20 protein-coding genes and 1 tRNA gene are annotated in these 26,207 nt (G+C 54.2%); 14 read left to right on the top strand and 7 right to left on the bottom strand.

Annotated features, from left to right (window positions below; genetic code table 11):
- From N24_RS04610 to N24_RS04630, 5 genes are read left to right on the top strand one after another with little or no spacing between them, the layout of a single operon-like run.
- Positions 1-3,066 (top strand): ATP-dependent helicase, encoded by a 3,066-nt coding sequence (locus tag N24_RS04610; protein WP_096454751.1) that lies wholly within the window; start codon positions 1-3, stop codon positions 3,064-3,066.
- Complete coding sequence (locus tag N24_RS04615) at positions 3,059-6,271, top strand: ATP-dependent helicase (protein ID WP_096454753.1); 3,213 nt, start codon at positions 3,059-3,061, stop codon at positions 6,269-6,271. Before N24_RS04610 ends, N24_RS04615 begins: the two co-directional genes overlap by 8 nt.
- A gap of 40 nt (positions 6,272-6,311) precedes the next feature.
- Complete coding sequence (locus N24_RS04620; protein WP_096454755.1) at positions 6,312-7,373, top strand: potassium channel family protein; 1,062 nt, start codon at positions 6,312-6,314, stop codon at positions 7,371-7,373.
- Positions 7,370-8,086: an NUDIX domain-containing protein gene (locus N24_RS04625; RefSeq protein ID WP_096454757.1), complete on the top strand. Its 717-nt coding sequence runs from the start codon at positions 7,370-7,372 to the stop codon at positions 8,084-8,086. The genes N24_RS04620 and N24_RS04625 overlap by 4 nt, the downstream gene beginning before the upstream one ends.
- Positions 8,087-8,100: 14 nt before the next feature.
- The gene (locus tag N24_RS04630; protein WP_096454759.1) at positions 8,101-10,143 is read left to right on the top strand and encodes an ATP-dependent DNA helicase UvrD2; all 2,043 of its coding nucleotides are present in this window, start codon (positions 8,101-8,103) and stop codon (positions 10,141-10,143) included.
- On the opposite strand, the gene N24_RS04635 is transcribed toward N24_RS04630, so the two are convergent.
- Positions 10,127-10,933: a hypothetical protein gene (locus N24_RS04635; protein WP_096459733.1), complete on the bottom strand. Its 807-nt coding sequence runs from the start codon at positions 10,931-10,933 to the stop codon at positions 10,127-10,129. The two genes, N24_RS04630 and N24_RS04635, sit on opposite strands and share 17 nt — an antisense overlap.
- 75 nt (positions 10,934-11,008) lie before the next feature.
- Here N24_RS04635 and N24_RS04640 point away from each other — a divergent pair, with 75 nt between their 5' ends.
- Positions 11,009-11,497: a M48 metallopeptidase family protein gene (locus N24_RS04640; RefSeq protein ID WP_096454761.1), complete on the top strand. Its 489-nt coding sequence runs from the start codon at positions 11,009-11,011 to the stop codon at positions 11,495-11,497.
- A 4-nt stretch (positions 11,498-11,501) separates the two neighbouring features.
- Here N24_RS04640 and N24_RS04645 read toward each other — a convergent pair whose 3' ends face one another.
- Positions 11,502-12,932 (bottom strand): zinc-dependent metalloprotease, encoded by a 1,431-nt coding sequence (locus N24_RS04645; RefSeq protein ID WP_096454763.1) that lies wholly within the window; start codon positions 12,930-12,932, stop codon positions 11,502-11,504.
- 85 nt (positions 12,933-13,017) lie between these two features.
- Between N24_RS04645 and N24_RS04650 the strand changes: the two genes are divergently transcribed.
- Complete coding sequence (locus N24_RS04650; protein ID WP_096454765.1) at positions 13,018-14,070, top strand: YlbL family protein; 1,053 nt, start codon at positions 13,018-13,020, stop codon at positions 14,068-14,070.
- Here the strand turns inward: N24_RS04650 and N24_RS16530 are convergent.
- Together N24_RS16530 and N24_RS04665 are read right to left on the bottom strand one after the other, a co-directional pair.
- Entirely contained in the window at positions 14,067-14,732 is a 666-nt protein-coding gene (locus N24_RS16530) for a hypothetical protein (RefSeq protein ID WP_231910875.1), read from the bottom strand. The two genes, N24_RS04650 and N24_RS16530, sit on opposite strands and share 4 nt — an antisense overlap.
- Before the next feature lie 76 nt (positions 14,733-14,808).
- Positions 14,809-15,333, bottom strand: a complete 525-nt coding sequence (locus N24_RS04665) for a PPA1309 family protein (protein ID WP_096454771.1) — start codon at positions 15,331-15,333, stop codon at positions 14,809-14,811.
- Between the two features lie 100 nt (positions 15,334-15,433).
- Between N24_RS04665 and N24_RS04670 the strand changes: the two genes are divergently transcribed.
- The gene (locus tag N24_RS04670) at positions 15,434-18,385 is read left to right on the top strand and encodes a UPF0182 family protein (RefSeq protein ID WP_096454773.1); all 2,952 of its coding nucleotides are present in this window, start codon (positions 15,434-15,436) and stop codon (positions 18,383-18,385) included.
- A 45-nt stretch (positions 18,386-18,430) separates the two neighbouring features.
- On the opposite strand, the gene pdxR is transcribed toward N24_RS04670, so the two are convergent.
- Positions 18,431-19,789, bottom strand: a complete 1,359-nt coding sequence (pdxR, locus tag N24_RS04675; protein ID WP_096454775.1) for a MocR-like pyridoxine biosynthesis transcription factor PdxR — start codon at positions 19,787-19,789, stop codon at positions 18,431-18,433.
- Between the two features lie 89 nt (positions 19,790-19,878).
- Here pdxR and pdxS point away from each other — a divergent pair, with 89 nt between their 5' ends.
- The 6 genes from pdxS (at position 19,879) to N24_RS04700 (ending at position 23,817) form a co-directional block, all read left to right on the top strand.
- Positions 19,879-20,778, top strand: a complete 900-nt coding sequence (gene pdxS, locus N24_RS04680) for a pyridoxal 5'-phosphate synthase lyase subunit PdxS (protein WP_096454777.1) — start codon at positions 19,879-19,881, stop codon at positions 20,776-20,778.
- A complete protein-coding gene (gene pdxT / locus N24_RS04685) occupies positions 20,775-21,374 on the top strand; it encodes a pyridoxal 5'-phosphate synthase glutaminase subunit PdxT (protein WP_096454779.1) in 600 nt (199 codons plus the stop codon). The genes pdxS and pdxT overlap by 4 nt, the downstream gene beginning before the upstream one ends.
- 93 nt (positions 21,375-21,467) lie before the next feature.
- Positions 21,468-21,541 (top strand) — tRNA-Met (locus N24_RS04690).
- Between the two features lie 118 nt (positions 21,542-21,659).
- Positions 21,660-21,836: a hypothetical protein gene (locus N24_RS16220; RefSeq protein ID WP_157736396.1), complete on the top strand. Its 177-nt coding sequence runs from the start codon at positions 21,660-21,662 to the stop codon at positions 21,834-21,836.
- A gap of 2 nt (positions 21,837-21,838) precedes the next feature.
- Positions 21,839-22,570, top strand: a complete 732-nt coding sequence (locus N24_RS04695; RefSeq protein WP_096454781.1) for a CPBP family intramembrane glutamic endopeptidase — start codon at positions 21,839-21,841, stop codon at positions 22,568-22,570.
- 182 nt (positions 22,571-22,752) lie between these two features.
- Positions 22,753-23,817, top strand: a complete 1,065-nt coding sequence (locus tag N24_RS04700; RefSeq protein WP_096454783.1) for a S1 family peptidase — start codon at positions 22,753-22,755, stop codon at positions 23,815-23,817.
- Positions 23,818-24,499: 682 nt separating this feature from the next.
- Here N24_RS04700 and hisN read toward each other — a convergent pair.
- Both hisN and N24_RS04710 read right to left on the bottom strand, forming a co-directional pair.
- A complete protein-coding gene (hisN, locus tag N24_RS04705) occupies positions 24,500-25,282 on the bottom strand; it encodes a histidinol-phosphatase (protein ID WP_096454785.1) in 783 nt (260 codons plus the stop codon).
- Between the two features lie 6 nt (positions 25,283-25,288).
- A complete protein-coding gene (locus N24_RS04710; protein WP_096459738.1) occupies positions 25,289-26,164 on the bottom strand; it encodes an inositol monophosphatase family protein in 876 nt (291 codons plus the stop codon).
- Positions 26,165-26,207: the final 43 nt, after the last annotated feature.

Raw genomic sequence — 26,207 nt, forward strand, 5'->3', positions numbered from 1 at the left:
ATGTCGGAATATAAACCACCCATTCCATCGGATCCACAAGTTCGGTTAGTTAAGCCAACTTCTAAACTTCGCTCTCGTTCGTGGGAGGGCGAAGTTTCGCATTTGGTCCACGAGGGCACCGGGCTGTGGCGTGTGACCGGTGAAGCAGGTTCGGGGGTGAGCTCTGCTGTTGTTGATACTGTCATTGAACGCATCCGCCAAGGCTGGGAGCCGTCGTCGATGTTGGTGGTGGCAACGTCGAAAGAGGCGGCTAGTCGCTTGAGGCAAGAGATCTCTGAGTTCGTAAGCCGAATGGATTATGTGTCGGAAGGCCCTCTCGTGCGATCGGTGCACTCAGTGGCTTTTGCATTGATTCGTGATGTGGCCGATGATGAGATTCGTTTGATTACCGGTGCTGAGCAGGATGCGGTTATTCGTGAGTTGTTGCGAGGTCAGGCTGATGATGGTCGAGGTGGGTGGCCGCCGGAGCAGCGTGAGGGTTTGCGCATGGTGGGGTTTGCTAGGCAGTTGCGTGATTTCTTGTTGCGCGCGGTTGAACGAGGTGTCGGCCCGGATGAGTTGGTTGCCTTAGGCGAGCAGTATGAGCGGGTGAATTGGATCGCAGCGGGTGAGTTTCTGCGTGAGTACAAACAGGTGATGAGGCTTTCGGGATCGCATAGTTTGTCGGCCTCGGAGTTGGTGACGGAAGCGTTGGCTGGTCCTGAACCGTCGGTGAAGTATCGCGGTGTGTTTATCGACGATGCGCAGCATTTGGATCCGAAGTCCGCTGAATTAGTGTCGCGGTTTATTCCTCATGCGGAGTTGGCTGTGGTGGCAGGCGATCCGCAGCAGTCGGTGTTTAGGTTTCGTGGTGCGAATCCGGATTTTCTTAACAAATTGGAAGTGGACCATGAGGTGGTGTTGGAAGGGAGGAGGGAGGCGTCGAAAAGCGTTGTCGTGGCTGAAACCGAGTCGGCGCATGCGGACCTGATTGCTGATACGGTGCGGCGCGCGCATCTGATTGATGGGCGTAGCTGGTCGGAAATCGCGGTGATTGTGCGTTCGGCCGGCATGATCGCGCCGATTAGGCGCACTTTGCTCGCTGCAGGCGTGCCAGTTCACATCAGCCCGACGGATGTGGTGCTTTCCGAACAACGCATCGTCGCCGCAATGATTCTAGGGCTACGCGCACTAACGGAATCGCTGAATCCCATCGAGCTTGAAGATCTACTCCTAGGGCCGATCGGGGGCGCCGATCCGGTGACTCTACGACGCCTGCTGCGCGGACTGCGGCAAGCGGAAATGAAGATGGGTGGGCAGAGGCGAGCGATCGAGGTTCTCAAAGGCCTTCTCGAAGACTCAGATGAGCAGATGCTTGATTATTTGACGGAACGCGAGCTGAATTTGCTCGAGCGGGTGCGTTCGGTGCTCGAGGCCGGCCGGCAAGCGCTTGCCGATCGCGGCAGCATCGAGGAAGTGCTGTGGGCGCTGTGGTCGGCGACCGATCTGTCGAACTCGCTTTCCGCAATCAGCCTCCGAGGCGGCGCATCGGGGTCCCAAGCCGATCGCGATTTGGATGCGATGATGGCGCTTTTCGACGCCGCCGGCGACTACGTGGAGCGCTACCCATCAGCGGGCGTGCGGAGTTTCATCCACCACATCTCCGAGCAAGAGCTGCCCACCGGTATGCGTGAGCGCCGGGGTGCGATCCCGGAGGCCGTCGAAGTGCTTACCGCACACGCGACGACGGGGCGCGAATGGAAACGCGTCATCGTGGCGGGTGTGCAGGAGGGAAGTTGGCCGTCGCTGGGGGAAACGGGCACGCTGCTTGGTCAGGAAGAATTTGTTGATCTGGTTGATGAAGGCATCGAACCCGATATCATCATTTCCCGATCAGCAGAGCGACTTGCTGAGGAACGCCGACTGTTTTATCTGGCAACGACACGCGCTACCGAATCGCTGTTGGTAACCGCAGTAAATTCTCCCGACTCCGATGAAGTTCAAGAGCCCTCCCGGTTTTTGGAGTTGCTGAGGCAACCGATCGTTTCTCTCGAGGGCGAAGTACCATCGGCGATCGCTGAGCCGGAAGAAATTGGGCATCGGTTGTTGTCAATTCCTGCGATGGTGGCTGAGTTACGCCGTGAGGTTAACGATCCGCGAAGTACGCATCGGAAGCAGGCGGCTCGGCAGTTGTCGCGTTTGGCGGAGGCCGGGATTCCGGGGGCGGATCCTGCTGAGTGGACGAATCTGCGTACTCCGTCGACTGAGGAGGAGTTGTCTAAAGGTCAAGTTTCTTTGTCGCCGTCTCGCATTGAGCAGGTGCTGCATTGTCCGCTGCGCGCTGAGTTGGATCGGTTGGATAGTGAGGAGGAAACACCGATCGCGATGCTCAAGGGCACACTGGTGCACGCGTATGCGGAGGCGGTTGCCGGTGGCGTCGATCCGGCGATCGCCGAAGAGAAGGTCACCGGTGCCTTCATACAGCTGGCGAATGTGCCGGGCTGGTCACGCGATAGCACCGAAATTGCTTTTCGACGCATCCTCTCACGCACCCACACCTGGCTGCAGACTTCTCGCGCCGATTTCGAGGAAGTGGGAACGGAAATGGATGTATCGGTGACAATTGATGAAACTGTGTCAATTCGTGGGCGCATGGATCGTTTGGAAAGAAACAAATCTGGCGAGTTGGTGGTTGTCGATTTCAAAACCGGCAAAACTCAGATCGCTGTTAAAGACATGGCAGATCACCCGCAGCTTTTTGCGTATCAGTTGGCGTTGTCAAAAGGTGTTTTGAATGAAGATAAAACGGGTGGGTTGAAAATCAGCGATCCAAATCCCGGTGAGACGCCGGAACCTGTAGGCGGCGGATTGCTTGTCTACCCAGCCACCGACACCAAGGCGGTCGGGCAACGAATGCAAGATCCGAAAACTCAGGAAGATCTTGACGAGTTCGCCGCGATGCTTCCTGGTTTGGCGGATCAACTCCGTGGTCCTAATTTGTTGGCTCGAGTAAACCCCACCTGTTCGACGTGTCCCGTGCGAAGCCTGTGCCCAGTTCAACCCGAAGGACGTTTGATCCATGCCTAAGATTTCTCCCCGACTCCTGTCTCAATATTTAGGTCAAGAGCACGCGCCAACTGATCAGCAATCGGCAATCATTGGATCAGAACCCGGCCCACTGTTGGTGGTAGCTGGTGCTGGTGCGGGTAAAACTGAAACGATGGCTGCTCGAGTGGTGTGGTTGGTAGCCAACGGATACGTCGCCCCTGACCAAGTGTTGGGTTTGACCTTTACTAGGAAGGCTGCGCAGCAACTGTCGCAGCGTATTCGTCAACGCCTGGAAACTCTTGCCGGTGTGCCACGGTTGAAAGATATTGATCCCACAGGTCGGTTGGAAAAAAATCTCCAAGCGATCACCCCAACTGTGTCCACCTATGACTCCTATGCGGGAACGTTGATCAGAGAATACGGATTGCTGCTCCCTGTGGAGCCGTCTGCTCGGTTGATCACCCAAACGGAGCTTTATCACATCGCTCGCACCGTGGTAAATAACTACGACGGCGAACTCACCGCTACTCAGACACCTGCAACGGTCACGGACTATTTGCTGAAATTGGTCTCTGAAATGGACAACCACATGGTCACGGCGGAAGATATCCGCGATGAATCCGATCCGTTCATTAAGCTTTTCGACGAACTCCCCAAAGGTAAAGGCCAACGCGACAACCTTAATGCGGAGATGACGAAGTGGCGAGATACCCAGATCGCTCGCCTCCAGTATCTGCCTTTAGTTAAAGCACTGAAAGAGGAACTACACAATCAAGCAGTGGTGACTTTCGGTGAGCAGATGTCAAAGGCAGCGAAACTCGCATCGACGCATCCGCAGGTGGGATATTCACAAAGGCGACGTTTTCGTGTTGTCATGCTCGATGAATATCAAGACACCAGCCATTCCCAGCGAGTGTTGCTGAGTAGTCTTTTCGGTGGCACTGATCCGGGCCTGACAGTTAATGCTGTTGGCGATCCAATGCAAGCGATTTATGGATGGCGCGGTGCAACAGCGGCGAACTTGGAGAACTTCGTCGATGATTTCCCGGTTATCCATCTCGATGGGAAAACGAAAGCACCCAAAAATGAATTGACTACCAGTTGGCGAAACCCACCTGAGGTACTCACTCTCGCTAATGCTGTTTCACGCGAAGTACTTGGGTCGCCCGATGCGCCGACTCGGACCGTTCAACCACTTCAGTCTCGGGAGGGAGCTCCGAAAGGTGAGGTGTCGTTGGGATGGTTCGGTACCGCGATTGATGAGCGAAACTTTGTTGCCGATGAGTTGGAAAAGCATTGGAATGCGCGTGAGGAAAAAGGTGCGTTTACTGCTGCGGTGTTGGTGCGTAAGAAACGCCATTCGGCTCCGATGGCAGAGGAACTGACAAGGCGAGGCATCCCAGTGGAGATCGTTGGTTTGTCTGGGTTGTTGGATATTCCTGAGATTGCCGATCTGATTTCTCTAGCAACCATGCTCGTTCGTCCTCAAGATAATAGGGCAGCACTGCGCATCTTGGCTGGGCCGCATGTTGGTTTGGGTGTGGCGGATCTGAAGCGGTTGCAGGCTCGTGCGCGAAATATTGCGGGCCGAGTAACGAGAGAGCGTAGGGACAAGAACCCGGATCCGCTGCTTGAGTTGGAGGCAGTGATTGAAGAAGCGACTGCAATTGAACCGGAGTCTGTTGTCGGTTTAGCCGATGCGGTGTCTGATTTAGGTGAGGGCGATCGTTTCAGTGAAGAAGGTCTGCTGCGATTGAAGCGTCTCGCCGGACAGTTGCGTTATTTGCGTAAATACAGTTTGGGTCGTTCGGTGGCGGATATTTTCGCCGATATTGAAACGGTGTTTAATATCCGCACTGAGGTGTTGTCGAGGCAAAATCCTCATGATGATGGTGCTGCTGGAACTGTCCATTTGGATAAGTTCGCGGAAGAGGTCGCAAGTCATGGTGGCATTGGGCTGCCTGAATTGCTGGATTATTTTGAGTTGGCGAAAGATCAAGAAGAAGGCCTTGAGCCGGGCGAGGTGACGGTTCGTAGCGATCGCGTACAAATCCTCACCGTCCACAAAGCGAAGGGTTTGGAGTGGGACATCGTGTCGGTGTTGCATGCGGATGCGTCGACGTATGATGCCAAGGCTTCGACGTGGTTGAAAAATGTCACGATGATTCCGTCGTCCCTTCGCGGTGATGCCGGTACTGGCGCACCGGAGTTGGATACGTCTGAGGCGGACGATCGCAAATCTCTAGAAGACGCCGGCAAGGAATACACCAATGAGGTGCGGGAGGGGTTGCGGGAGGAGAACTCTCGGCTGTTTTATGTCGGCATTACTCGCAGCGAGCGGGTGTTGATGGTGACAGGATCCGCGTTTGATGAAAGTGGCACTAAAGCAAAACAGCCGTATGGCCACTTAGAGATTCTGCGGGAGAAAGCACCAGAGTCCGTGGTGGCGTGGTGGGATGGGGAGGAGGGAGACGTCGAAAAGCAAAAACCTGCGGAAGGCATCTTCCCGCAACTTCGCCCCGCAGACCGCTCTGGTGCGGATCTGGTGCGCGGCCCACTGCCGGAGCCAAGCCACGAGGGCGGGCTGGAAAGCTTGTGGGAAAGAGAGGTAAGCGCGCTTATCGACGAACACCGCCGCCTTTCCAACCCCATTTTGGACGTCGAAATCTCCCGTGAGCTTACCGCCACCGATCTCGTCTCTATGAAAAATAATCCAGAGCAGTTCGCTCGCCGGATGCGCCGCCCCGTGCCCTTTAAGCCAAATACCTATGCAAAACGTGGAACGCTGTTTCACCAATGGTTGGAAGATCACTTCGGGCACACCGCGCTTTTAGACGAAACCGAACTTCCCGGCATTGACGAAGACTACTCCGACGACGCATTCATTGACCTTCGCGATGCGTTTTTAGGATCCGAATGGGAAAACCGCACCCCGGAATACGTCGAGCATCCCTTCGAAGTGACCATCGGCGAACACGTTATCCGCGGGCGCATGGATGCTGTTTTCCACATCGATGGCACTTGGATGGTTGTCGACTGGAAAACAGGCCGCACCCCAACTGGTCCGGAAATGTCAGCCGCGATCATCCAGCTCGCCGTCTACCGACTCGCCTGGGCTCGCCTAAAAGGACTACAACCCGAAGATGTGCGTGCAGCATTCCACTACGTTGCGCACAATCACACCTTTGAGCCGAACGATCTGCCGACTCAAGAAGAACTAGCCCGGCTGCTTAGTCAGGAATGATGCGCCTAAGATCAAACAAGAATGAAAGGACGGTGAAACAATGGGCCGGATAAAAAACGACGGTGAACTCGCCGATCTGCCGGATCATGCGCTTTTAAGCATCATCCGCATCCCACAAGCAGCGAAGAAAAGTCCCTGGGCACTGATCTTAACGCGCGTGCTGTATGCGATGGTGCTGTTGGTGATCGTCACCCTCGTTGTCTATTTCGATCGTGAAGGCTACTCCGAAGAGCTCACATTCATCGACGCGATGTACTATTCCACCGTCTCGTTAACCACAGTGGGATACGGCGATATCACCCCGGTGACACAATCAGCACGCCTGATCAACATCATCGTCCTCACCCCAGCCCGCATCGGCTTCCTGATCCTTCTCGTCGGAACAACCTTGTCCGTCCTCACCGAAGAATCCCGCCGAGCCCTGCAAATTCAACGTTGGAGAAAACGCATGCGCAACCACACCGTCGTTGTCGGATATGGCACCAAAGGGCGCTCCGCGGTCGCCGCATTGCTTGCCGACGGCGTCCCCGCCAACCAAATCGTTGTCATCGACACCGACCCAGCATCACTTGATGCTGCCAACAACAGCGGACTCGTCACAGTTAAAGGCTCTGCCACAAAAGCAGATGTGTTGCGTCTAGCAGGAGTCTCACGAGCACGAGCCGTTGTTGTTGCACCAAACCTTGATGACACTGCCGTTCTGGTGACTCTATCCGTGCGCGAAATCGCACCACAAGCCATGATCGTTGCCAGCGTCCGCGAATCTGAAAACCAACACCTTCTGGAACAATCCGGTGCCGATTCAGTCGTGATTTCCTCCGAAACGGCAGGACGCATGCTCGGCCTTGCTACCGTCACACCATCAGTGGTGGAAATGATGGAAGATCTACTCTCACCCGATGAAGGTTTTTCAGTAGCGGAACGACCAGTCGGCGAAGACGAAATCGGATCCAACCCACGACACTTGGCTGACATTGTCCTAGGAGTCGTGCGATCCGGCGAGCTCTACCGCATCGACTCACCAGAAGCAGAAACCGTCGAGCCCGGCGATCGTTTGCTTTATGTCCGTCGAGTATTTAGCGAAGAGGTAAATGATAAATGAGGATCCTTCCCATCGGCCCCAAAGACGAAATAGCAGTCAACGGATCGATCGTCTTTTTACCCGAAGCACACGGAGACGTCGTATCTGTTGCCCCTAACCTTGGCGCGGTGCGCGTAACTGCGAAAGAAATCGAAGCTTTAGGAACACCAACAGCACCGCGTGATCTGAGCTCCCGGGAAGTCGACGCATGCGTTTCTTTACTCCGCAATCGCGAATTGGTGCGCTTTGATCCACTCGATGGCAGCGAACTAACGTACAAAGAACACAGTGTTGCCTATGGTGCGAGCGGTCGACCACTATTCCCACGGCTTGATCCAGCAGTCATCGGCATTGTGGAACTTCGAGGGGAAGATCGTTTGCTTCTAGGGATGAATGCACAAAGACGTCAGCGGTATTCTCTGATTGCCGGTTACGTCTCTCATGGTGAGTCACTTGAAGATGCATTTGCTAGGGAAGTGTTTGAAGAGGCGGCGCGCCGGGTATCTGAGATTTCGTATGTGTCGTCTCAACCATGGCCAATTTCTGGATCGTTAATGCTGGGGATGAAAGGCTTTACAGAAGATGAGTTGCCCCAAGCGGAAACTGATGGTGAGTTGGCGGAGACGATTTGGGCTTCGCCTCTAGACATTATTGATCGTAAGATTCCGATCGCACCACCCGGATCGATTGCCTACGACATGATTAATGCTTGGGCACGAGAGAAACAAAATTAAGGGAGCTTTTTACAGTGATCAATTTGCAGGACCTCGACGAGGATCAACGCATCGCTGCTTCTGCACCTCGCGGGCCAGTGTGTATTCTCGCCGGAGCCGGCACGGGTAAAACTCGGACGATTACTTATCGCATTGCGCATTTGATTGATCAGGGTTTTGTGAGCCCGAATCGTGTTCTTGCGGTCACTTTTACTTCTCGTGCGGCAGGGGAGATGCGGCATCGCCTGAATCTGATGGGGATTGGTGGTGTGCAGGCGAGAACTTTCCACGCGGCGGCAAGAAAGCAGCTGTTGTATTTTTGGCCGCAGGTGGCGGGGAATCTGCCGTGGCGATTGTTGGATAATAAGTTTCAGTTGGTTGGTCGAGCGGTGCGTGGTGCGCGGTTGGAGTCGCAGACTGAAAAAGTTCGCGATATTTTAGGTGAGATTGAGTGGGCGAAGGCTTCGTTGATCACGCCGGAGCAGTATCCGGATCGTTTGGGAACGCGGACCCCTCCTGCTCCTGCGGAGAAAGTCGCTGAGGTGTATCAGCGATACGAAAATATGAAAACAACCCCTGAGGGGATGTTGTTAGATTTCGACGATCTGTTGCTTCATACCGCAGGTGCGTTGGAAAATTCGCCGGCGGTGGCTGAGGAGTTCCGACAGCAGTATCGCAGTTTTGTGGTTGATGAGTATCAGGATGTCACACCTTTGCAGCAGCGGGTGCTTGAGGCGTGGCTGGGGGATCGTGATGATCTCACCGTTGTCGGTGATGCGAACCAGACGATTTATTCGTTTACGGGGGCGACACCGGAGTATTTGTTGAATTTTTCACGTAAATATCCGGAGGCGACCGTCGTCAAGCTGCAGCGCGACTACCGCTCAACGCCGCAGGTCACCGGATTGGCCAATACCGTCATCGGTCAGGCGCGGGGGCGTGTGGCAGGCACGCGCCTGGAGCTAGAGGGCATGCGCATCGCCGGGCCGGAGCCCGAGTTTACGGCTTACGACGACGAACCCACCGAAGCCCGCGAAGTTGCGGGCCGCATTTTAACGCTGCTTAAAAACGGCGTCCAGGCCTCAGAGATCGCCGTTTTGTACCGCATTAACGCGCAGTCGGCGGTTTTTGAACAAGCGCTTGCCGACGCCGGGATCGTCTATCAAGTAAGAGGCGGCGAAGGATTTTTCACCCGCCCAGAAATTAGACAAGCCTTGAGTCAACTGATCCGGACATCCCAGCGTGATGTTGATGAAAGCGATCTGGTGCGTCTAACTCAACGCACCCTCGTTCCGTTGGGATTGAGTTCGGAAGAGCCAAGCGGCGCCCAAGAACGCGAGCGCTGGCAATCCCTTAACGCATTGGTTGATCTGGTGAAAGATTTAGTCAAAGCCACACCCGACCTTGATCTCACCGGACTGCTACTGAAACTGAGGGAGAGACAGGAGGCAAAGCATCCGCCGACCGTTGAAGGCGTTACCTTGGCATCGTTGCACGCAGCGAAAGGACTTGAATGGGATGCCGTGTTCCTCGTTGGTCTTGTCGATTCCACGTTGCCCATTAGCCACGCGATTAAAGCTGGCGATGAAGCGATCGAAGAAGAACGCAGACTGTTTTACGTCGGTGTGACACGTGCTCGCGAACACCTCCATTGCAGTTGGGCGCTAGCCAGGCAAGAAGGTGGACGCAAAAGCCGTAAGCGCAGCCGATTTTTAGACGGCATCGTGGTGGATATGGCATCTGAGTCTGGCACCCCACGAAGCAACCGACCCAAAAACTGTAGAGTATGCGGATCGGTGCTCTCAAGCGCCTCGGAAAAAGCGATCGGTCGGTGCGGAAGTTGTCCCATCCAAGCTGATGAAGAGACCTTCGAAGCTTTACGCACCTGGCGCAACGACACAGCGAAGCGAGAAAACAAAGCCGCCTACATGGTGTTTAGCAATGCCACACTGATGGCGCTTGCTGAGATGAACCCCACCAACGAAAACGAACTCCTCGACGTTCCAGGTGTGGGACCAATGAAAATCGAAAACTACGGCGATGATGTTTTAGAGATCCTGGCTAAGCACGCGCATTAAGATTCCAACACATCGGGCACCTCGGGTGCACAGGCAACGTGCGTACCGAGTTTGTCCGATCGTGTGGATTGACTTCCTCCACCACCCCGGGCCTCCACGTATCGGAGGTTACCCATGCGACCAGCCTGGCGGCTGTAGCCATCTCGGTAACGGGATCGGGAAATGTTGGGCCGTGGGGTTGCTGATTAATAATGGACAACCAATGCGGATCGATATCGCAATGATGTAAATCCACACACATCAAACAAGGACCAATTCTATTTCGGCGGCCCGGACCGATGATGCCACGACTATCAATAATCGATGCACACAGATACGTCGGGGTGTACTTGTTCAACAGCGGAGCCAACTGCGGCGAACTGGCAAGTTGGTTGAGAACCAAGATGTGGCTTGAAGGAAGTTCCAAAAACTCCCGAGGCGATTCATCGATGATTTGGGGACGGGGAATAAAGCCGGAGGTTTCGAGAAGGAAGGAGGTGACGTCGACAAGCGAACCGTCGCCGAACAGCAACACCTGCGACCCGGCCGATTCGCGCAGCACGCCGAATGCCAATAAATCATCAAGCAAACTCGCGGCCGCGGTGGGTGCAAGCCCGGCGCTTGTGAGATCGGCTATGACATCAGCGATCGGCCGAGCCGTACGCAAATTCCGCAAGATAGGTACAATCTTCGAAGAATGCGATGGGTCGATATCAAGTACGCCAGCGCGAGTGGCATCTATGCCGAATTGGATCGCTGAATCCGGGCGGATCAACACTTGAGCAGAATTAACTAGAGCGATCTGTGTCATCGAAAATTTCCCCCAAAACTTGATCGACACGTTTGCTCTATTTCATCACAGTTACAATCATCTGTCATGCAGGAAATGCTCGACATTGAAGTCATCCGATCGGCAAAACGCACCAAAACAGTACAAGCTCGCATTGTCGATGGGAAAATCCAGGTGAGGATCCCGGCGAGGATGTCTAAGGCGGAGGAAGAAAAAGCGGTGGGGGAGATCGTCGAAAAGCTTCGTCGACGCAACCGATCGTCCGCCTCAAGCGATTCCGACCTCCTTGAGCGCGCGCATCGGTTAAATAAATCTGTCCTTGACAGCAAAGCGCGCGTGGAAAGTGTGCGGTGGGTGAGCAATCAGACGGGGCGGTGGGGTTCATGCACCGTAGCGACTGCGGAGATTCGGATTTCGGATCGGTTAAGAAACGTGCCGGATTATGTGTTGGATGCGGTGTTGGTTCATGAGTTGACGCATACGTTTATTCCAGGCCACTCGGCGGAGTTTTGGGAGTGGGCAGACAAAACACCCTTGGCGGAGAGGGCCAAGGGCTATTTGGAGGCGTATCAGCGGTGGGGATAAAGTTTTAGGATTTGTCTGAATCGTCGGGGTTGTCTTCTGATTCCTCACTAGAGTCAGAGTCTTTGCCTTTCTTCTCTGCTTCTTCTGCGAGCAGTTTTTCCAAGGCGGTGATTTCTGCGATCGGGTCGAAGGAGTCGCCGTCGGATTCGCCGAGTAGTGCGTCGATGAATTCGGCTGGTTTTTCGATGTCTTCGGCGGTGGGGAGGAAGTCGGGGTGGTTCCAGACAGCGTCGCGGCGTTCAATTCCGACGGCGTTTTCGACGCGTCGCCAGAGTTCGGCTGCTTCGGAGACTTTTGGTGCGCCGAGTTCGATGCCGACGACTTGGGAGAAAGCTTGTTCAGCGGATCCGCCGGTTGCGCGGCGACGCTTCCAGGCTTCATTCATCGCATCGGTGGAAGGGATGCGTTCTTGGAGTGCTTCGGTAACAACGATGTCGACCCAGCCTTCGACAAGCGCGAGGAGGGTTTCTAGGCGGGAGACCGCGTTGGCGTTGCGGGAGCCGATGCGTGGGGAAAGATCCATGCCTTGGAGTTCGTTCATCATTTCTTGGAGGCGTTCTGGATCTGGGTTGTCCATTTGGAAATTACCCATCGCCTCTTGGATGTGTGAAGTATCGATTTCAAGGCCAGCTGCGTATTCCTCGACGGAAGATACGAGACGTTCAACAAGCCATGGCACATGTTTGAAAAGGCGCTGGCGGGCGGCTTCGCGGGCGCAGATATAAACAAGCATTTCTTGCGGAGCAACGTTAAGGCCCTTGGATGCTTGAGAGATGTTTCCTGGGAGAACTGCGGATACTCCCACTGGGGAAATCGGAAGGCCGAAATCAGAACCAGTGAGGGTTTGCTTAGCTAGATCGCCGAGTGCATTGCCTAATTGAACACCGAAGTTCATTGATGACATGGAGTTCATCAATGAAGACATCGGGCCCATCATTTCACGGGCTTCTTCAGGCAAGTTTTCTAATTGAGCTTTGTTCATTTGCTCTGCCACAGGGGAAACAAGACGCTTCCACACAGGCAAAGTGTTTTCTAACCAGTTCTCCGGATTCCATGCTTCTACGCGGTGTCCGGAGGTAGGCAGTTGGGTGGAGTTATCTAACCACAGCTCTGCCAAGCGCAGGGATTCCTCGACTGCTTCCTTTTCTGAATCTTTAATCGGTGTAGCTCGCCCAATCTGCTGGCGGGCGATACGTGCTGCTAAATCATAATTAACTGGACCTGCGGCCTCGGGGGAGTTCATGGAATCACCCATGCCGGACAGCATTTGGCCAAATTGGTTAAGGATATCGCCTAATCCGCCAGGCCCTCCGGCACCTCCTTGTTGGCCGAAACCGAAGTTGCCACCGAAAAAGCCGAAAGGATCATTGTTTCGGTTTTTGTCATCATCGTCGTCGTTGTTGCCAAAAGAGAAACCAAAGCCATTAGAATTCATATTTACCAATCTACAAGGCAACTATTTCCTATTGCTACGATCCGAACAACGCTGATAGCGAACACAGGTTGTAGGGTGGATATTCGTGAATCGCCGAATCAAGACTCTCACGTGGGGTGCAATCCCTTTGGTGCTGCTGGCATCATTGGTAAGCATCGACCATATCCCTGGTACAAACATTAACTTGACTGTGCCTTATGCCGCTGAAGGCCCCGGGCCAACGATCAACACGCTTGGTCAAGTTGATGGGCAAGATGTTGTTTCCATCAGTGGTACTGATTTGGATGAAACCGAAGGCAACCTGAATATGACCACGGTGTCGGTTCGTTCCGGCATGACGCTGTCGCAGGTGATCTCACGTTGGCTGTTTACCGATGACACGATCGTTCCCATCGAGCAGATCTTCCCACCCGGACAAAGCACCGAGGAAGTAGAAGAATCAAACCGCACTGCATTTACCGCATCGGAATCTTCAGCAACGATCGCCGCGATGAACTACCTCAATATCCCAGTCGAAGTTGAAGTAGTAGAAGTACTCAACGAAAGTGCCGCGACCGGAGTTTTCGAACCCGGCGACAAACTACTCAGCATCGATGGCACCGCGATTTCCACTCCGGGAGATGCACAAAACATTGTTCGCTCCAAAGCTCCCGGCGATGAGATCACGATTTCTTATGAGAGAAACGATCGGGAATCTCAAGCTTCCATCACCTTGCGCGAGCACCCGGATGATCCTTCGATGGCACTGCTCGGTATTTCAATGATGTCAGTTCCCTCGAGCCAGATTGAGGTGGATTACAACTTGGAAGATATCGGTGGGCCTAGCGCGGGCATGATGTTTTCGCTGGCGGTCGTCGATAAGCTTTCTCCTGGTGCGCTGAATGGCGGCAAGTTTGTCGCTGGCACGGGCACGATCGCTGAGGACGGATCGGTGGGCCCGATCGGCGGAATTGCGCACAAGGTGCGCGCGGCGGAGGATGCTGGTGCGGAAGTGTTCTTAAGCCCGGCTGACAATTGCGCGGAGGCGATGAGCGCGAAGCCAGAGAATATGACGGTGCTGAAGGTGGATTCGTTGTCTCAAGCGATTGATCAGATGGCGGCGTTCAACGACGGTGCGGACTACCAGACCTGTAGTTAGTTTTTGGAATCGGAAGCCATTGAGGTTTCTGAAGCCTCTGTTTCTTCCGTTTCCTTCGGCGTTGCTAATCCGAGTTCGTAGATGCGTTCTTCGGGATCAATTTTGTCCGACGACACCATTTGTTGCAGCACGAGGCCTTCATCGTTGTCGACGACAGTAATAATCGACATGGTGCCGATCGTCGTCCAGCCAACTACTTTTGATCCGGTGTCTTCGACAACGCGTGAGCTGCGCAGTTCGGTGAGTAGCTGCGTGGTGCTTGTGGCTTTGGATGCGTTGTCAAAGAACTGAAACTGCCCGACTTCCGGGCCGTTGCAGGCAAAAGAATCTTCGACCCCTGAGGGGTCACAGGTGTCAAATTGCTCAAAAAGCTCGACCGGCGCCAGCGACGCGAAAACTTTATAGGCGGCTTCGACGTCCTTAGTCATCCGCGGTTTGCTTGTCGACGTCTCCCCACTTTCTTCCGTCGACGTTTCGGCAGTGCTTGACTCTGGGGTGGTTTCAGAGGTCTCTTCCGTAGTGGTTTCAGCAGACGTCTGGGTTGTGCTCGGCTCAGTTGTCGTTGGTGTCTCGGTATTTCCACCCGAACATGCAGCTAATAGAGGAATAAGCGCCACGAATCCCAATGCAACGCGGACATGCTTGTGCGGGGTGGACGCCACAGTGTGAACTCCTCATGTGAAATGTGGGCGGGGTTAACTTAATTTATCCTAGCGAACGGGGACGGAAAGTCAGTTTTTAGATCTCTTCGGGGTCTGCTTCGAGGGTATAACGCAGTGCTGCGATGACGCCTGGTGCAACTCCTGGGCCGCCACGCAGTTCGATTTCGTCTTCCGCAAAGGGACCGCGTTCGCTAAGTTCTTCTTCGGTGGGGCGCAGCTGCAAAAGGGTTAGTTCGGCGTCGCCTCGCAACACTCCAGAAAATAGGCGCGCGGGTCGAGGTTCGGATCCTGCGACGGCTGCGTCGGTGAACATGATTTCTTGCGCAAGCACCGCACCGACGATTTCGGCAGGCCATGCCAGTCGGGAAATGTAATCGCCGAGGGCTTCAGATCCTGGCAGTAAGTTCTCTGGCAGGTTGTCTTGAACAACCAACGTCAAAGGGGATTGTTCATCGGCGTCATCCAAGGTGTCTACCAGCATTTCGGTGGGAACCAACGCAAATAGTGTTGGCCCGGCATCCCAACCTTCGGCGTGGATAAATTCGACGGCCTCAAGCATCGCTTTATTCAAGGCTTGGGGGCTAAAAATGGAATCGTTCATTATTTTTTCCTTTTGTGAACATACTTGTTGGCCTTTATAGGTGATTAAACCGTAGAGTAGGGGAGAAACGCAGAATCACGTAAAAAATAAGGATATTGTCTTGTCGACTGGTCTCACACCTCCGCCCCAACCGATCAAGCGACCTCCAAAGGCGGTGACGTGGACCTTCGCCATCGTGGCGTTGATCATTCTCATCGCCCCCATGAGCGTTGGCTTCTATACCGACTGGCTCTGGTTCGGTGAAGTAGATTTCCGGGGTGTTTTCACCAAGGTTATTATCACCCGCATCGTCCTATTCGTGGTCTTTGCTCTAGTCGCTGGATTTATCACCTGGCTTGCTGGCTACTTTGTCACAAAACTTCGCCCGGATGCGATGGCGGCTTTTGACGCGGAATCACCAGTATTCCAATACCGTCAGATGATTGAAAACAGCCTGCGCCGCATCATGGTGATCGTGCCGGTTTTCGTTGCTTTGCTCGCTGGACTCATCGGCCAGCGATCCTGGCGTACCGTCCAGTTGTGGATGAATGGACAAAGCTTCGGCGTTTCGGATCAACAATTCGGACATGATTATGGGTTCTATGCCTTCGATCTGCCGATGCTGCGTCTGATCGCTGATTCTTTGTCGATGCTGTTTATCGTCGCTTTCCTCATCGCACTTGTCGGCCACTACCTCATGGGTGGAATCCGCGCTGGAAACCAGATGACTGGACAGAAGTCTTATGTTTCCCGTGGTGCACGCGCTCAGCTCGCTGTCACGGCCGGTTTGTGGATGTTGGTTAAAGTCGCTGGTTACTGGCTTGATCGCTATGACCTGTTGACCAAGGAAAATTCCACCTTCACTGGTGCTAGCTACACTGATATCAATGCGCAGCTACCTGCAAAGATTATTCTTTTGGTGATCGCGCTATTTGTGGCAATTGCATTCTTTTCTTCCATTTTCTTGAAAGACCTTCGAATTCCAGGTCTAGCTGTCGTGCTGATGCTGTTGAGCTCGGTTATTATCGGCGCTGCTTGGCCACTGATGCTCGAGCGTTTCTCTGTACAGCCAAACCGTGCAGAAAAAGAAGCAGAGTATATTTCTCGAAACATCGATTCCACGAGGTATGCCTACGGCATTACCGATGATGATGTCACCTACGAGGAAAACTGGGGAGCAGGGGAGACCACCAACGAAGAGGTGGCCGCTGATTCCGCCACGATTTCTAACATTCGTTTGCTTGATCCTCAGATCCTGTCACCTACCTTCACCCAGCAACAGCAGCTGCGAAACTTCTATGGTTTCCCAGACCAGCTGGCGATGGACCGCTTTGAAGTAGACGGTGAGCTCCGCGACTTCGTTGTTGCCGCCCGCGAGCTTGATCCAAACGCTTTGCAGCAAAACCAGCAGGACTGGATCAACCGCCACACGGTATACACCCACGGCAACGGCTTTATTGCAGCCCAAGCGAACCAGGTCGATGAGGTTGCTCGCGACGTTGGATCCACCCGTGGTGGCTATCCTGTCTACACCGTTTCAGATCTGCAATCCAATGCACGTGCAGCAGAAAGCGAAGATGCTGAAGAGCTCGGTATCAAAGTTGACGAGCCTCGCGTGTACTACGGACCGTTGATCGCATCTGCAGCAGATGGTGCGGATTATGCAATTGTTGGTGACACCGGCGATGGCCCAGTTGAGTACGACACTGATACCTCCAGCTACACCTACCAAGGTGCCGGCGGTGTTGATATCGGAAATATATTCAACCGTGCAACCTTCGCACTGCGTTACCAAGAAATGAACATGCTGCTTTCGGATCGTGTTGGTTCCGAATCCAAGATTTTGTTCGAACGCGATCCACGTTCCCGTGTGGAAAAAGTCGCCCCTTGGCTAACCACCGACTCCAAGACGTACCCAACGGTTATCGATGGCCGCATCAAGTGGATCGTCGACGGCTACACCACCTTAGATAGCCTGCCGTATTCAACCAGGACATCTTTGACGGAAGCCACCCAGGATGCTGTGATGCCAGACGGCACCCCGCAGCCGTTGATCACCGATCGTGTTGGTTACATCCGCAATTCAGTCAAGGCAGTCGTTGATGCCTACGACGGATCCGTTGAACTCTATGAGTTCGACACCGAAGATCCAGTGCTGAAGGCATGGCGCGGAGTGTTCCCTGACACTGTTAAGCCAGAATCAGAAATCTCAGATGAGTTGCGTGCACACTTGCGCTACCCAGAAGACCTGTTCAAGGTCCAGCGCGACATGCTTGCTAAGTACCATGTCGATGATTCCGGCACCTTCTTCACCAACGATGCGTTCTGGTCTGTCCCAGGTGATCCAACCGCCGCAGAAGGACGCCAAGAGCTTAAGCAGCCTCCTTATTACGTCGTTGCAGCTGACCCAGAAACCGGTGAGGCAAGCTTCCAGCTGATTACACCATTCCGTGGTCTGCAGCGTGAGTACCTATCTGCCCACATGTCTGCATCGTCCGATCCGGATTCTTACGGCGAAATCACCGTTCGTGTGCTGCCTACCGATTCCGTGACTCAGGGTCCTAAGCAGGCACAGGATGCGATGATGTCTTCCGACCAAGTAGCGCAGGATCAAACGCTGTGGCGTGGATCTAACGATCTGCACAACGGTAACCTGCTGACACTTCCAGTCGGTGGCGGAGAGATCCTCTACGTCGAACCGATCTACTCGCAGCGTAAAGATCAGGCATCTGCCTTCCCTAAGCTTCTGCGTGTTCTGGTCTTCTACAAGGGTCAGGTTGGTTACGCACCAACGATCGCTGAAGCATTGGCACAGGTCGGCATTGATCCTAAGGAAGCTCAAGATATCGATGTTGTCGATGAGGGAGCTACCACTCCATCAACTGAGCAACCTGAAACTGATCAGCCAGCAGAAGAAACACCTTCGACGCCAGCTGCAGAGGCCGGAAGCCTTGATGCCATCAACCAGGCGTTGAGCAACCTTGAAGCTGCACGTGATGGTTCCTTCGAAGAGTACGGTCGTGCCCTCGATGCACTCGACCGCGCAATTTCTGACTACCAATCAGCGCAGTAGCGTTTAGCTAAAAAGCAGCCCGGGAAATCTCTCCTGGGCTGTTTTTTATTGAGTCACCGCATCGGTTATCTCAGCAAGTACCCACTTGAGGGTGTCTTCGTCGTGGGAGCCGAAGCCGAAGACGATGCCGTTGTCTGCTCCGGTGCCTCCCCAGTAGTCGGAGAGGGCCGTGACGTCGAGTCCTCGAGATTCCAGATCGGAGACAACTATGTTTTGGGGTTTTTCGCATAGTAAGACTGCGTGGAGTCCGCCGTTGATGGGGCGAAGCTGTGTTGTGGGGAGATCACCGAGGGTGTCTTGGACGATGGATCGGCGGTGTCGGTAGAGGCGTCGAAGGCGTTGGGTGCGGCGTCGTAAAGCACCTGAGGCGAGGTAGGAAGCGAGCGCATGCTGGGTGATTCCGCTGACTGGCTGGCCGAGTATCCCGCGAAGCGCAGCAAGCTTTCGCGCAACAGGTGCCGGCGCGATGAGGTATCCGCAGGCAATTTGTGGGGTGATAACGGAGGAAAATGTTCCAAGCAGAATCGTGCGATCGGGTGCGAGTGCGCGCAGCGGGGGAAGCGGCATGCCGACGTATCGCAGCTCGGAATCGTAATCGTCTTCTATAAGCAACGCATCGTTTGCCTCAGCCCATGCAACGATCGCGGTGCGTCGATCCGCAGGCAGTGATCCGCCGTAGGGATATTGGTGACTGGGGGTGACCAGCAGCGCATTAAGGTCGCGGGGCAGGGTATGCGGAACGAGACCGGATTCATCGGTGGGCACATCGACGGTTTCATGTCCAAGGACTTGGGGAATGCGCCGCAGGCTCGGGTAGCCGGGCGACTCGACGCCGATGCGTGCCGGAGTATCCATGGTGCGCAGCAGCAGACTCAAACCCTCGCGCGCCCCGGCGGTCACAATGATCTGCTCAGTATCCACCTTGAGGCCCCGCATCTGGCGGAGGTGGTCGGCGATCTCGATCCGGAGCCTCAACAGGCCCTGATCTGGGGAGTGCGTGGGCGGATTGGCGCAGGCCTCGCGCCAGGCAGCGCGCCAAGCGGAATCGGCGAGCGTGGCTGTATCAGGCACGCCGGGGCTTAGGTTGAGCAGCGGGGGAGGATTGCTTTTCGACGTCTCCTTCCACTCAATTTCCACCGGCTTCAACAAATGCAGATCTGGGTTGATCGTTGTCCCAGAACCACGAGTAGTGGTGAGGTAGCCTTCACCTGCCAATTGGTCATAAGCGGTCACGACACTTCCGCGTGATACCCCCAAACGGGTGGCTAAGCTTCGGGTGCTGGGAAGGGGGTCTCCTGGGGTGAGGATTCCTTGGGCTACGAGTTCGCGGATTTGTTCTGTGAGCTGCGTGGGAATGGAGGTGGGCTCTTGTGGATTGAGGGCGATGGGCAGGATGGCGTGCATGGTTTCATGGTCGCCAAAAAAGTGGTCTAATGCAAGTGGCTAAAAGTGGATCTAGTCCTAGTCCACTTGGTGGCGTTGGATGATCAGTCATGACCGAAACTCAAGAAACTTTTCAAGCAACCACCCGCGTAAAGCGCGGACTCGCCGACATGCTCAAGGGTGGTGTGATCATGGATGTGGTCACCCCTGAACAAGCACGCATCGCAGAAGACGCAGGCGCCAGCGCTGTCATGGCACTGGAGCGCGTTCCTGCCGATATCCGTTCTCAAGGCGGCGTTGCCCGCATGAGTGATCCGGATCTGATCGAGGGAATCGTCAATGCGGTTTCCATTCCGGTCATGGCGAAAGCACGCATCGGTCACTTCGTGGAGGCGCAGGTTCTGGAAGCTCTCGGCGTTGATTTCATCGATGAGTCCGAGGTGCTTAGCCCTGCTGATTACACTCACCACATCAACAAGTGGAAGTTCGATGTTCCTTTCGTGTGTGGCGCAACCAACCTTGGTGAAGCTCTGCGACGTATCACCGAAGGTGCTGCCATGATCCGCTCCAAGGGTGAGGCCGGCACCGGCGATGTCTCTGAGGCAGTCCGTCACCTGCGTACCATTCGCGGCGATATCAACCGCCTGCGTTCTCTCGATGAGGATGAACTTTTCGTTGCCGCCAAGGAATTCCAGGCGCCATATGATCTGGTCCGTGAAGTCGCTATCACTGGCAAGCTACCAGTGGTCACCTTCGTTGCCGGCGGCGTTGCCACTCCAGCCGATGCCGCACTCGTGCGCCAGATGGGTGCAGAAGGCGTATTCGTCGGCTCAGGCATCTTCAAATCGGGCAATCCAGCCGCGCGCGCCGCAGCGATCGTCAAGGCTGCAACGCTTTTCGACGACCCCTCCGTCATCGCCGATGTATCCCGCGGCCTGGGCGAAGCCATGGTGGGCATCAACGTATCTGACGTCCCAGCACCTCACCGACTTGCTGAGCGCGGCTGGTGATCGTTGGTGTCTTAGCTCTTCAAGGTGGAATCGAAGAGCATGTTAAAGCCCTGGAAGCACTTGGAGTGCAGACTCGAAAAGTGCGTGTTCCAAAAGATCTTGACGGGCTTGACGGCATAGTTATCCCTGGTGGCGAATCCACGGTGATGGATAAACTTGCTCGCACATTCTGCGTGGCAGAACCTTTGGCAGCGCTCATCCGTGAAGGGCTGCCGGTCTTTGCGACCTGCGCTGGTTTGATCTATCTGGCCCAAAAGTTAGAAAATCCGGCTCGAGGCCAGCAGACCTTAGGCGTGCTGGATGTGGTGGTGCGTCGAAACGCGTTCGGTACCCAACGCGAATCTTTCGACACCACCGTTGACGTTGCTTGGGACGGCGCATCGTTTGAGGGTGTGCAGGCCTCGTTTATCAGAGCACCCATCGTCACCGAGTGTGGTGCGGTGCAAGCGATCGGTGTTCTCAAGACCGGGGAAGTAGTTGGTGTGCGGCAAGGCAATATCGTGGCACTGTCTTTCCATCCCGAAGAAACCGGTGACTACCGCATCCACCAAGCCTGGCTTGACCTGATTGGAAAACAAGCTGAACTGGCGATTTGATGTTTGCTGAAGCGCTCTGTATAGTTTCTACACGTTGCACAGAGCGCGAAAGCAATCATTGCAATAGATTAGATGGTTTAACAATCATCGCGTCGCGGGGTGGAGCAGCTCGGTAGCTCGCTGGGCTCATAACCCAGAGGTCGTAGGTTCGAATCCTGCCCCCGCTACTAAGATAGAAAATTCCCCTCAACTTCGGTTGAGGGGTTTTTCGTATTGGATAGTGATCTTGAACCATTCTGCTGAAGTGGCGGATCTTTTATCTACACCGAGTGGTAAGACAAAGTTATGGCAACACACACGCGGTCTCGCTCACTTCGTCCAGAAAAGTCTCCTCTTGATCGACAGTTTCGGAAGCGGGATGTTTTTGCTGTACTAGCGATCCCGCTGATCCTTGTTGTTCCTCTGCTGTTTGTTCGACTAGATATTTCCGGAACGTCCATCGCGGTCATCGATGCCGTTTAGCGGTGATCATTGGTGGCATCCTCATCTATTTGTATGCACCGATGTTCCGACGCCATTGGCGAGCACTAAAGCAGGCCCGGTTGAAGGCAACCGTCTTAGTCGTCGCTGGTGCGATTGGCTTGCAGATAGTCATTCAAATTGTGCGCGCAGTAATGGATGCTCTTCAGGTGCCCAGCACAAACCTCTTCGATCTAACCACGACGGATAGTGTGTACTCCCCAGACCTGACGATGATAAGCAGTGTTGGTTTTGCACTCATGGCATTTGCGATGCTTTCTCCCAACATCACTGTTTTTATTGAAGAGATTGTATTCCGCTACACATTGCTGGAAAAGCTACCTATTTGGAGGAATGCTCTTACTATCGGGTTGACCGTTGTGGTCAATAGTGTGGTTTTCGGTTTGATTCACCTTGGTAATTTCGACGGCGACGTTTCAGCTATCGTTCCTTATATGTTTGCTGGTTTGTTGATGAACCTGGTGTATATCTGGACCCGCAACGCTTGGATACCGGCATTGATGCATTTGCTCAACAATGCAACGCTGACTTTCGGTGCACTCATTTTGATTGGTGTGTTGAGGCTATTCGGCGCAGTCTATACTGGGTGGCTGGAGTCACTGCACCTTACTTGTACCCCTAAACGGGGGAGCTGTTGGGGTATAAGATGTGCAGGTCACCAGAAGGAAAAGAATCCACATTCCCCCTGCTCGCGGACTACTATCTGCCGGAAATGACGTGGTTTTCACAGCGTTTTCCAACGTGGCTTATCTGCTTACCTCATGAAAAGCGGCCAATATTTCTGGACGGGGAATTGCTTAAGTCACAGTTCGATTTCGTGCGCGTCAAAGTTACCTTAATCATGGCATTATGTATTGCATTGCCCTTTTGCTGTTATGAAAGTGAACTAAAGATACCTATGCGCATATCGGTCTCACGCCGCGCCATTTTTGCAACGTCCATTTTGATGGCGGGGGTGAGCATCTTCGCACCTGCAGCCAATGCGGCGGAAACCCCAGCTTCGGAGTGGGTGAATACAACTGCAATCGTTGATCAAGCGAATGCTCAGTTGGCGCAGTTTGGCGTGAGCGTTGATCGAGGCGTCGCTGAAAATTTTGATCAGCAAGTAAACTCTCAGATTGATGCAGCATTGGCACCTTATGGAGATGAGGTAGCAACGTCAGGTGGCCAAGTTGTGGAGCAAACTCTGCAGCTAGTGGAGCAGGAAGCGCAAAAAGCATTACCTAATTATCAGGTGCGCACCGATATTCAATCGCAAATTATGGGTGCTACTCCGGGAGAAGTTTTACACCGAGTCCCAGGATCGTGGTTTGATGCGCCTGCCGTTCCGGAGGAATCCAAAATTGTAGAGGAACAGGGCAAATCACTGTACGGGCCCGGCACTCCGATTTACCTCAACGGCAACTCGATGTGCACACTCGCGGTGACTGGCACAGATGCGGATGGTCGAAAGATTGGTATCACCGCAGGGCACTGTGGAAAATCAGGAGATGCGGTTCGTTCTGCTGATTCTTATTGGGTCGGTGATTCTGGAACTGTGGTGTACAACGCCCCTAACTCCGATTACTCCGTTATTGAATTTGGTTCAAATGCTGAATTAAGCAATTCCTACAACGGCATTACTGCAAATGCTGTTGGTGGGGGAGTCGCAAATGGTCAGGAAGTGTGTAAAAACGGGGTTGCTACGGGTTACACCTGTGGTTTGGTGTGGACTGCCGATCAACGCATGACTATGTCTCAGGTGTGTGCAGGTCGTGGAGATTCGGGTGCTCCGTTGATCGCGGGTGGACGCGTCGTCGGTCTTGTTTCCGGTGGTGTTATTCCTGATTACAACCTGGCGTGTACTACTCCGCTGCAGGGACCATTTTTCATGCCGACATTATCGGTGAATATGGATAGCATCATCACCGATCTGGATTCTCAGAATCTTCCCGGCCGAGGTTTCCAACCAACAGCAGGGTAGTGTTAAAAAATTTCCGTCGTTCCAATGGGAGTGGCGGATTTTTTATTTAGCCCAAATGGATCCCATTTCCCGACTTGAGATTTCACTAGAGGATGATCATCTTGATTCTCTGACCAGTGCAGATTTTTGGGGGACAATTTCGGCACTAATGTGGCCCAACTCGGTGAACCCGACTAACGCGCTGTTGATTACGGCTCTAGAACAGTTGGCATGAAAATGAGCGATAGGCGTTTATCGCTTGTTTAAGGCCTCGAGTTTTCTTAGATGAGTTTTGGTATGCGCTTGACCTTGAAAACCCGTTAGAAGCGCTTCTGGGGAGGTATGACTTTTCGGGTGTGGCGCTAAAACGTGAGCCCGACCAAACCAGGAGACCCACAAACGTCGAAAACGTGATTTCTGGGTCTCCTGGTTTGGTCTTATGCAGGTCGTGTGCTGTCAAGGACACGAACACCTAAATACGCACCAATCTGTGGGGCCACTTTGCTTATTTCATCTGCGGACCAAGATCGTTTATTTGAGGCCAAGTTTTGGTCAGATATGCCATTACTCAGCCCTGAAAATTTAAACCGGCGACCAAAAATCCCCAGAGTGCCTATGGGTTTGGTCGGATATGCAGGTTTTGAGGCGTTGTTCCAACAGGAAACCCCGAATCCTGAGATGCAAAGACGAAACCAGACTGAAGCTATTTCAAACGAGCTAGCGTCTCATCGTGGAGGATTCCGTTGGTGGCAACTGCATCGCCGCCGTGAGGGCCATCGACGCCTGCCAGTGAGGTGAATTTTCCTCCTGCTTCGGTGACCAGGATAGACAGAGGCGCCAGATCCCAAAGACTTACCTCTGGTTCGGCTGCGATATCTACAGCACCTTCGGCGACGAGGCAATAGGAGAAGAAATCGCCGTAGCCGCGGAGTCGCCAGGTGGTATCGGTGAGGGAGACGAACTTGTCGCGCAAATCTCGTTCGGACCAGCCGGAGAGGGAGGAGAAGGAGAGGGAGGCGTCGTCAAGCTTTGACACCTGGGACACGGACAGCTTGCGTGGGGAGCTGCCGTTGAAGGTGCGCCATGCGCCGGCCCCTTCGGATGCCCACCAGCGCCTGGCTAGTGCGGGTGCGGAGATGACACCTGCGACGGGTTTGCCGTTGTCGAGCAGTGCGATGAGTGTTGCCCAGACCGGGACGCCGCGGACGTAGTTTTTGGTGCCGTCGATGGGGTCGATGATCCATTGGCGTCCGCTGAATTCTACGTCGCCGCCGAATTCTTCACCGAGGATGGAATCGGACGGGCGGGCGGTGGCGATTTTCTCGCGGAGTGCTTCTTCGGTCGCCAGATCGGCGTCACTGACCGGAGTCATATCTGGTTTGGAGGTGACTTCTAGGTCAGAGGACTCAAAGCGGTCGAGGGTGATGGAGTCGGCGAGTTCGGCGAGTTCGAGGGCTAGGGCTAAATCATCTGCATAGTTGCTCATGGCTTGTTAGTCTAGTGCGCTTAATGTTTCGGAGATCTCACTAACTGCTTCTGCGTTTCCTGCAACGGACCATTCCACGCCACCTGCGGTGACTTTAATGCAGGCACCGCCGACACCTTCGATGAGTGCGCGGCCGGGTAGCCAATCCCAGTCGGCGACGCTGTGCTGCACCCACGCACCAACGCTGCCATCGGCGATGCTGGCAAGATCGATGGATCCGGCACCAAGCATGCGCAGGGTTGCAGGTTTGGTGGCAACGCTTAGCCATGCTTGTTGAATCGACGGATCTGCGATACGTGTTGGGTGGATGTAGGTGGCGAGGGAAATGTGGGAGAGGGGGGCGTCGACAAGCAATTTTTGCTCCTGCCCGTCGCGCGTGGTGCGGATTCCCGGGCCACCGAACCACGTATATCCCATGGCCGGGCGGTGCACGGCGCCGAAAAGCAGACGCGTCGGCGCGGACGGATCGCCTTCCACCAGCGCGAGCGCTGAGCACCAATAATCAGAGCCTTGCGTGAAGTTGTAGGTACCGTCGACCGGGTCAATGACCCAGGTTTTTCCGCTTTTCGACGCCCGGGCCGCGCCTTCCTCACCAAGCACGCCGTCCTCAGGCCGCAGCGCTTCAAGAACGCCCGCGACGAAAGTCTCTGCGGCACGATCGGCATCGGTGACTACATCAGAAACAGACGTTTTGTAATCTGTATCCACTCCGTTTTCGCGCATTCTCCACGCCAAACGGCCGGCGTTGTATACCAACGCCTGGGCAAGATGCTCATCTGAATCTTGTTCATGCGCAATCACGAACGTTTTTGTGATGGTTTTGATCATGTCCTCAAGGCTTGCCGCAGGATGTGTCTGCTCTGATTTAGTCATGCTTTCTATTGTGCATTGGTTCCGCTTGGTATGCCGAATGAGGCTACGGGTA

It is taken from the genome of Corynebacterium suranareeae (assembly GCF_002355155.1).
GTDB classification, from domain to species: Bacteria; Actinomycetota; Actinomycetes; order Mycobacteriales; family Mycobacteriaceae; genus Corynebacterium; species Corynebacterium suranareeae.

What these genes read in the sequence shown, in the direction of transcription:
- N24_RS04610 (WP_096454751.1), top strand. Translation starts at nt 1, where the DNA reads ATGTCGGAATATAAACCACCCATTCCATCGGATCCACAAGTTCGGTTA.
- N24_RS04615 (WP_096454753.1), top strand. Translation starts at nt 3,059, where the DNA reads ATGCCTAAGATTTCTCCCCGACTCCTGTCTCAATATTTAGGTCAAGAG.
- N24_RS04620 (WP_096454755.1), top strand. Translation starts at nt 6,312, where the DNA reads ATGGGCCGGATAAAAAACGACGGTGAACTCGCCGATCTGCCGGATCAT.
- N24_RS04625 (WP_096454757.1), top strand. Translation starts at nt 7,370, where the DNA reads ATGAGGATCCTTCCCATCGGCCCCAAAGACGAAATAGCAGTCAACGGA.
- N24_RS04635 (WP_096459733.1), bottom strand. Translation starts at nt 10,933, where the DNA reads ATGACACAGATCGCTCTAGTTAATTCTGCTCAAGTGTTGATCCGCCCG.
- N24_RS04640 (WP_096454761.1), top strand. Translation starts at nt 11,009, where the DNA reads ATGCTCGACATTGAAGTCATCCGATCGGCAAAACGCACCAAAACAGTA.
- N24_RS04645 (WP_096454763.1), bottom strand. Translation starts at nt 12,932, where the DNA reads ATGAATTCTAATGGCTTTGGTTTCTCTTTTGGCAACAACGACGACGAT.
- N24_RS04665 (WP_096454771.1), bottom strand. Translation starts at nt 15,333, where the DNA reads ATGAACGATTCCATTTTTAGCCCCCAAGCCTTGAATAAAGCGATGCTT.
- pdxR (WP_096454775.1), bottom strand. Translation starts at nt 19,789, where the DNA reads ATGCACGCCATCCTGCCCATCGCCCTCAATCCACAAGAGCCCACCTCC.
- pdxS (WP_096454777.1), top strand. Translation starts at nt 19,879, where the DNA reads ATGACCGAAACTCAAGAAACTTTTCAAGCAACCACCCGCGTAAAGCGC.
- N24_RS16220 (WP_157736396.1), top strand. Translation starts at nt 21,660, where the DNA reads ATGGCAACACACACGCGGTCTCGCTCACTTCGTCCAGAAAAGTCTCCT.
- N24_RS04700 (WP_096454783.1), top strand. Translation starts at nt 22,753, where the DNA reads ATGCGCATATCGGTCTCACGCCGCGCCATTTTTGCAACGTCCATTTTG.
- hisN (WP_096454785.1), bottom strand. Translation starts at nt 25,282, where the DNA reads ATGAGCAACTATGCAGATGATTTAGCCCTAGCCCTCGAACTCGCCGAA.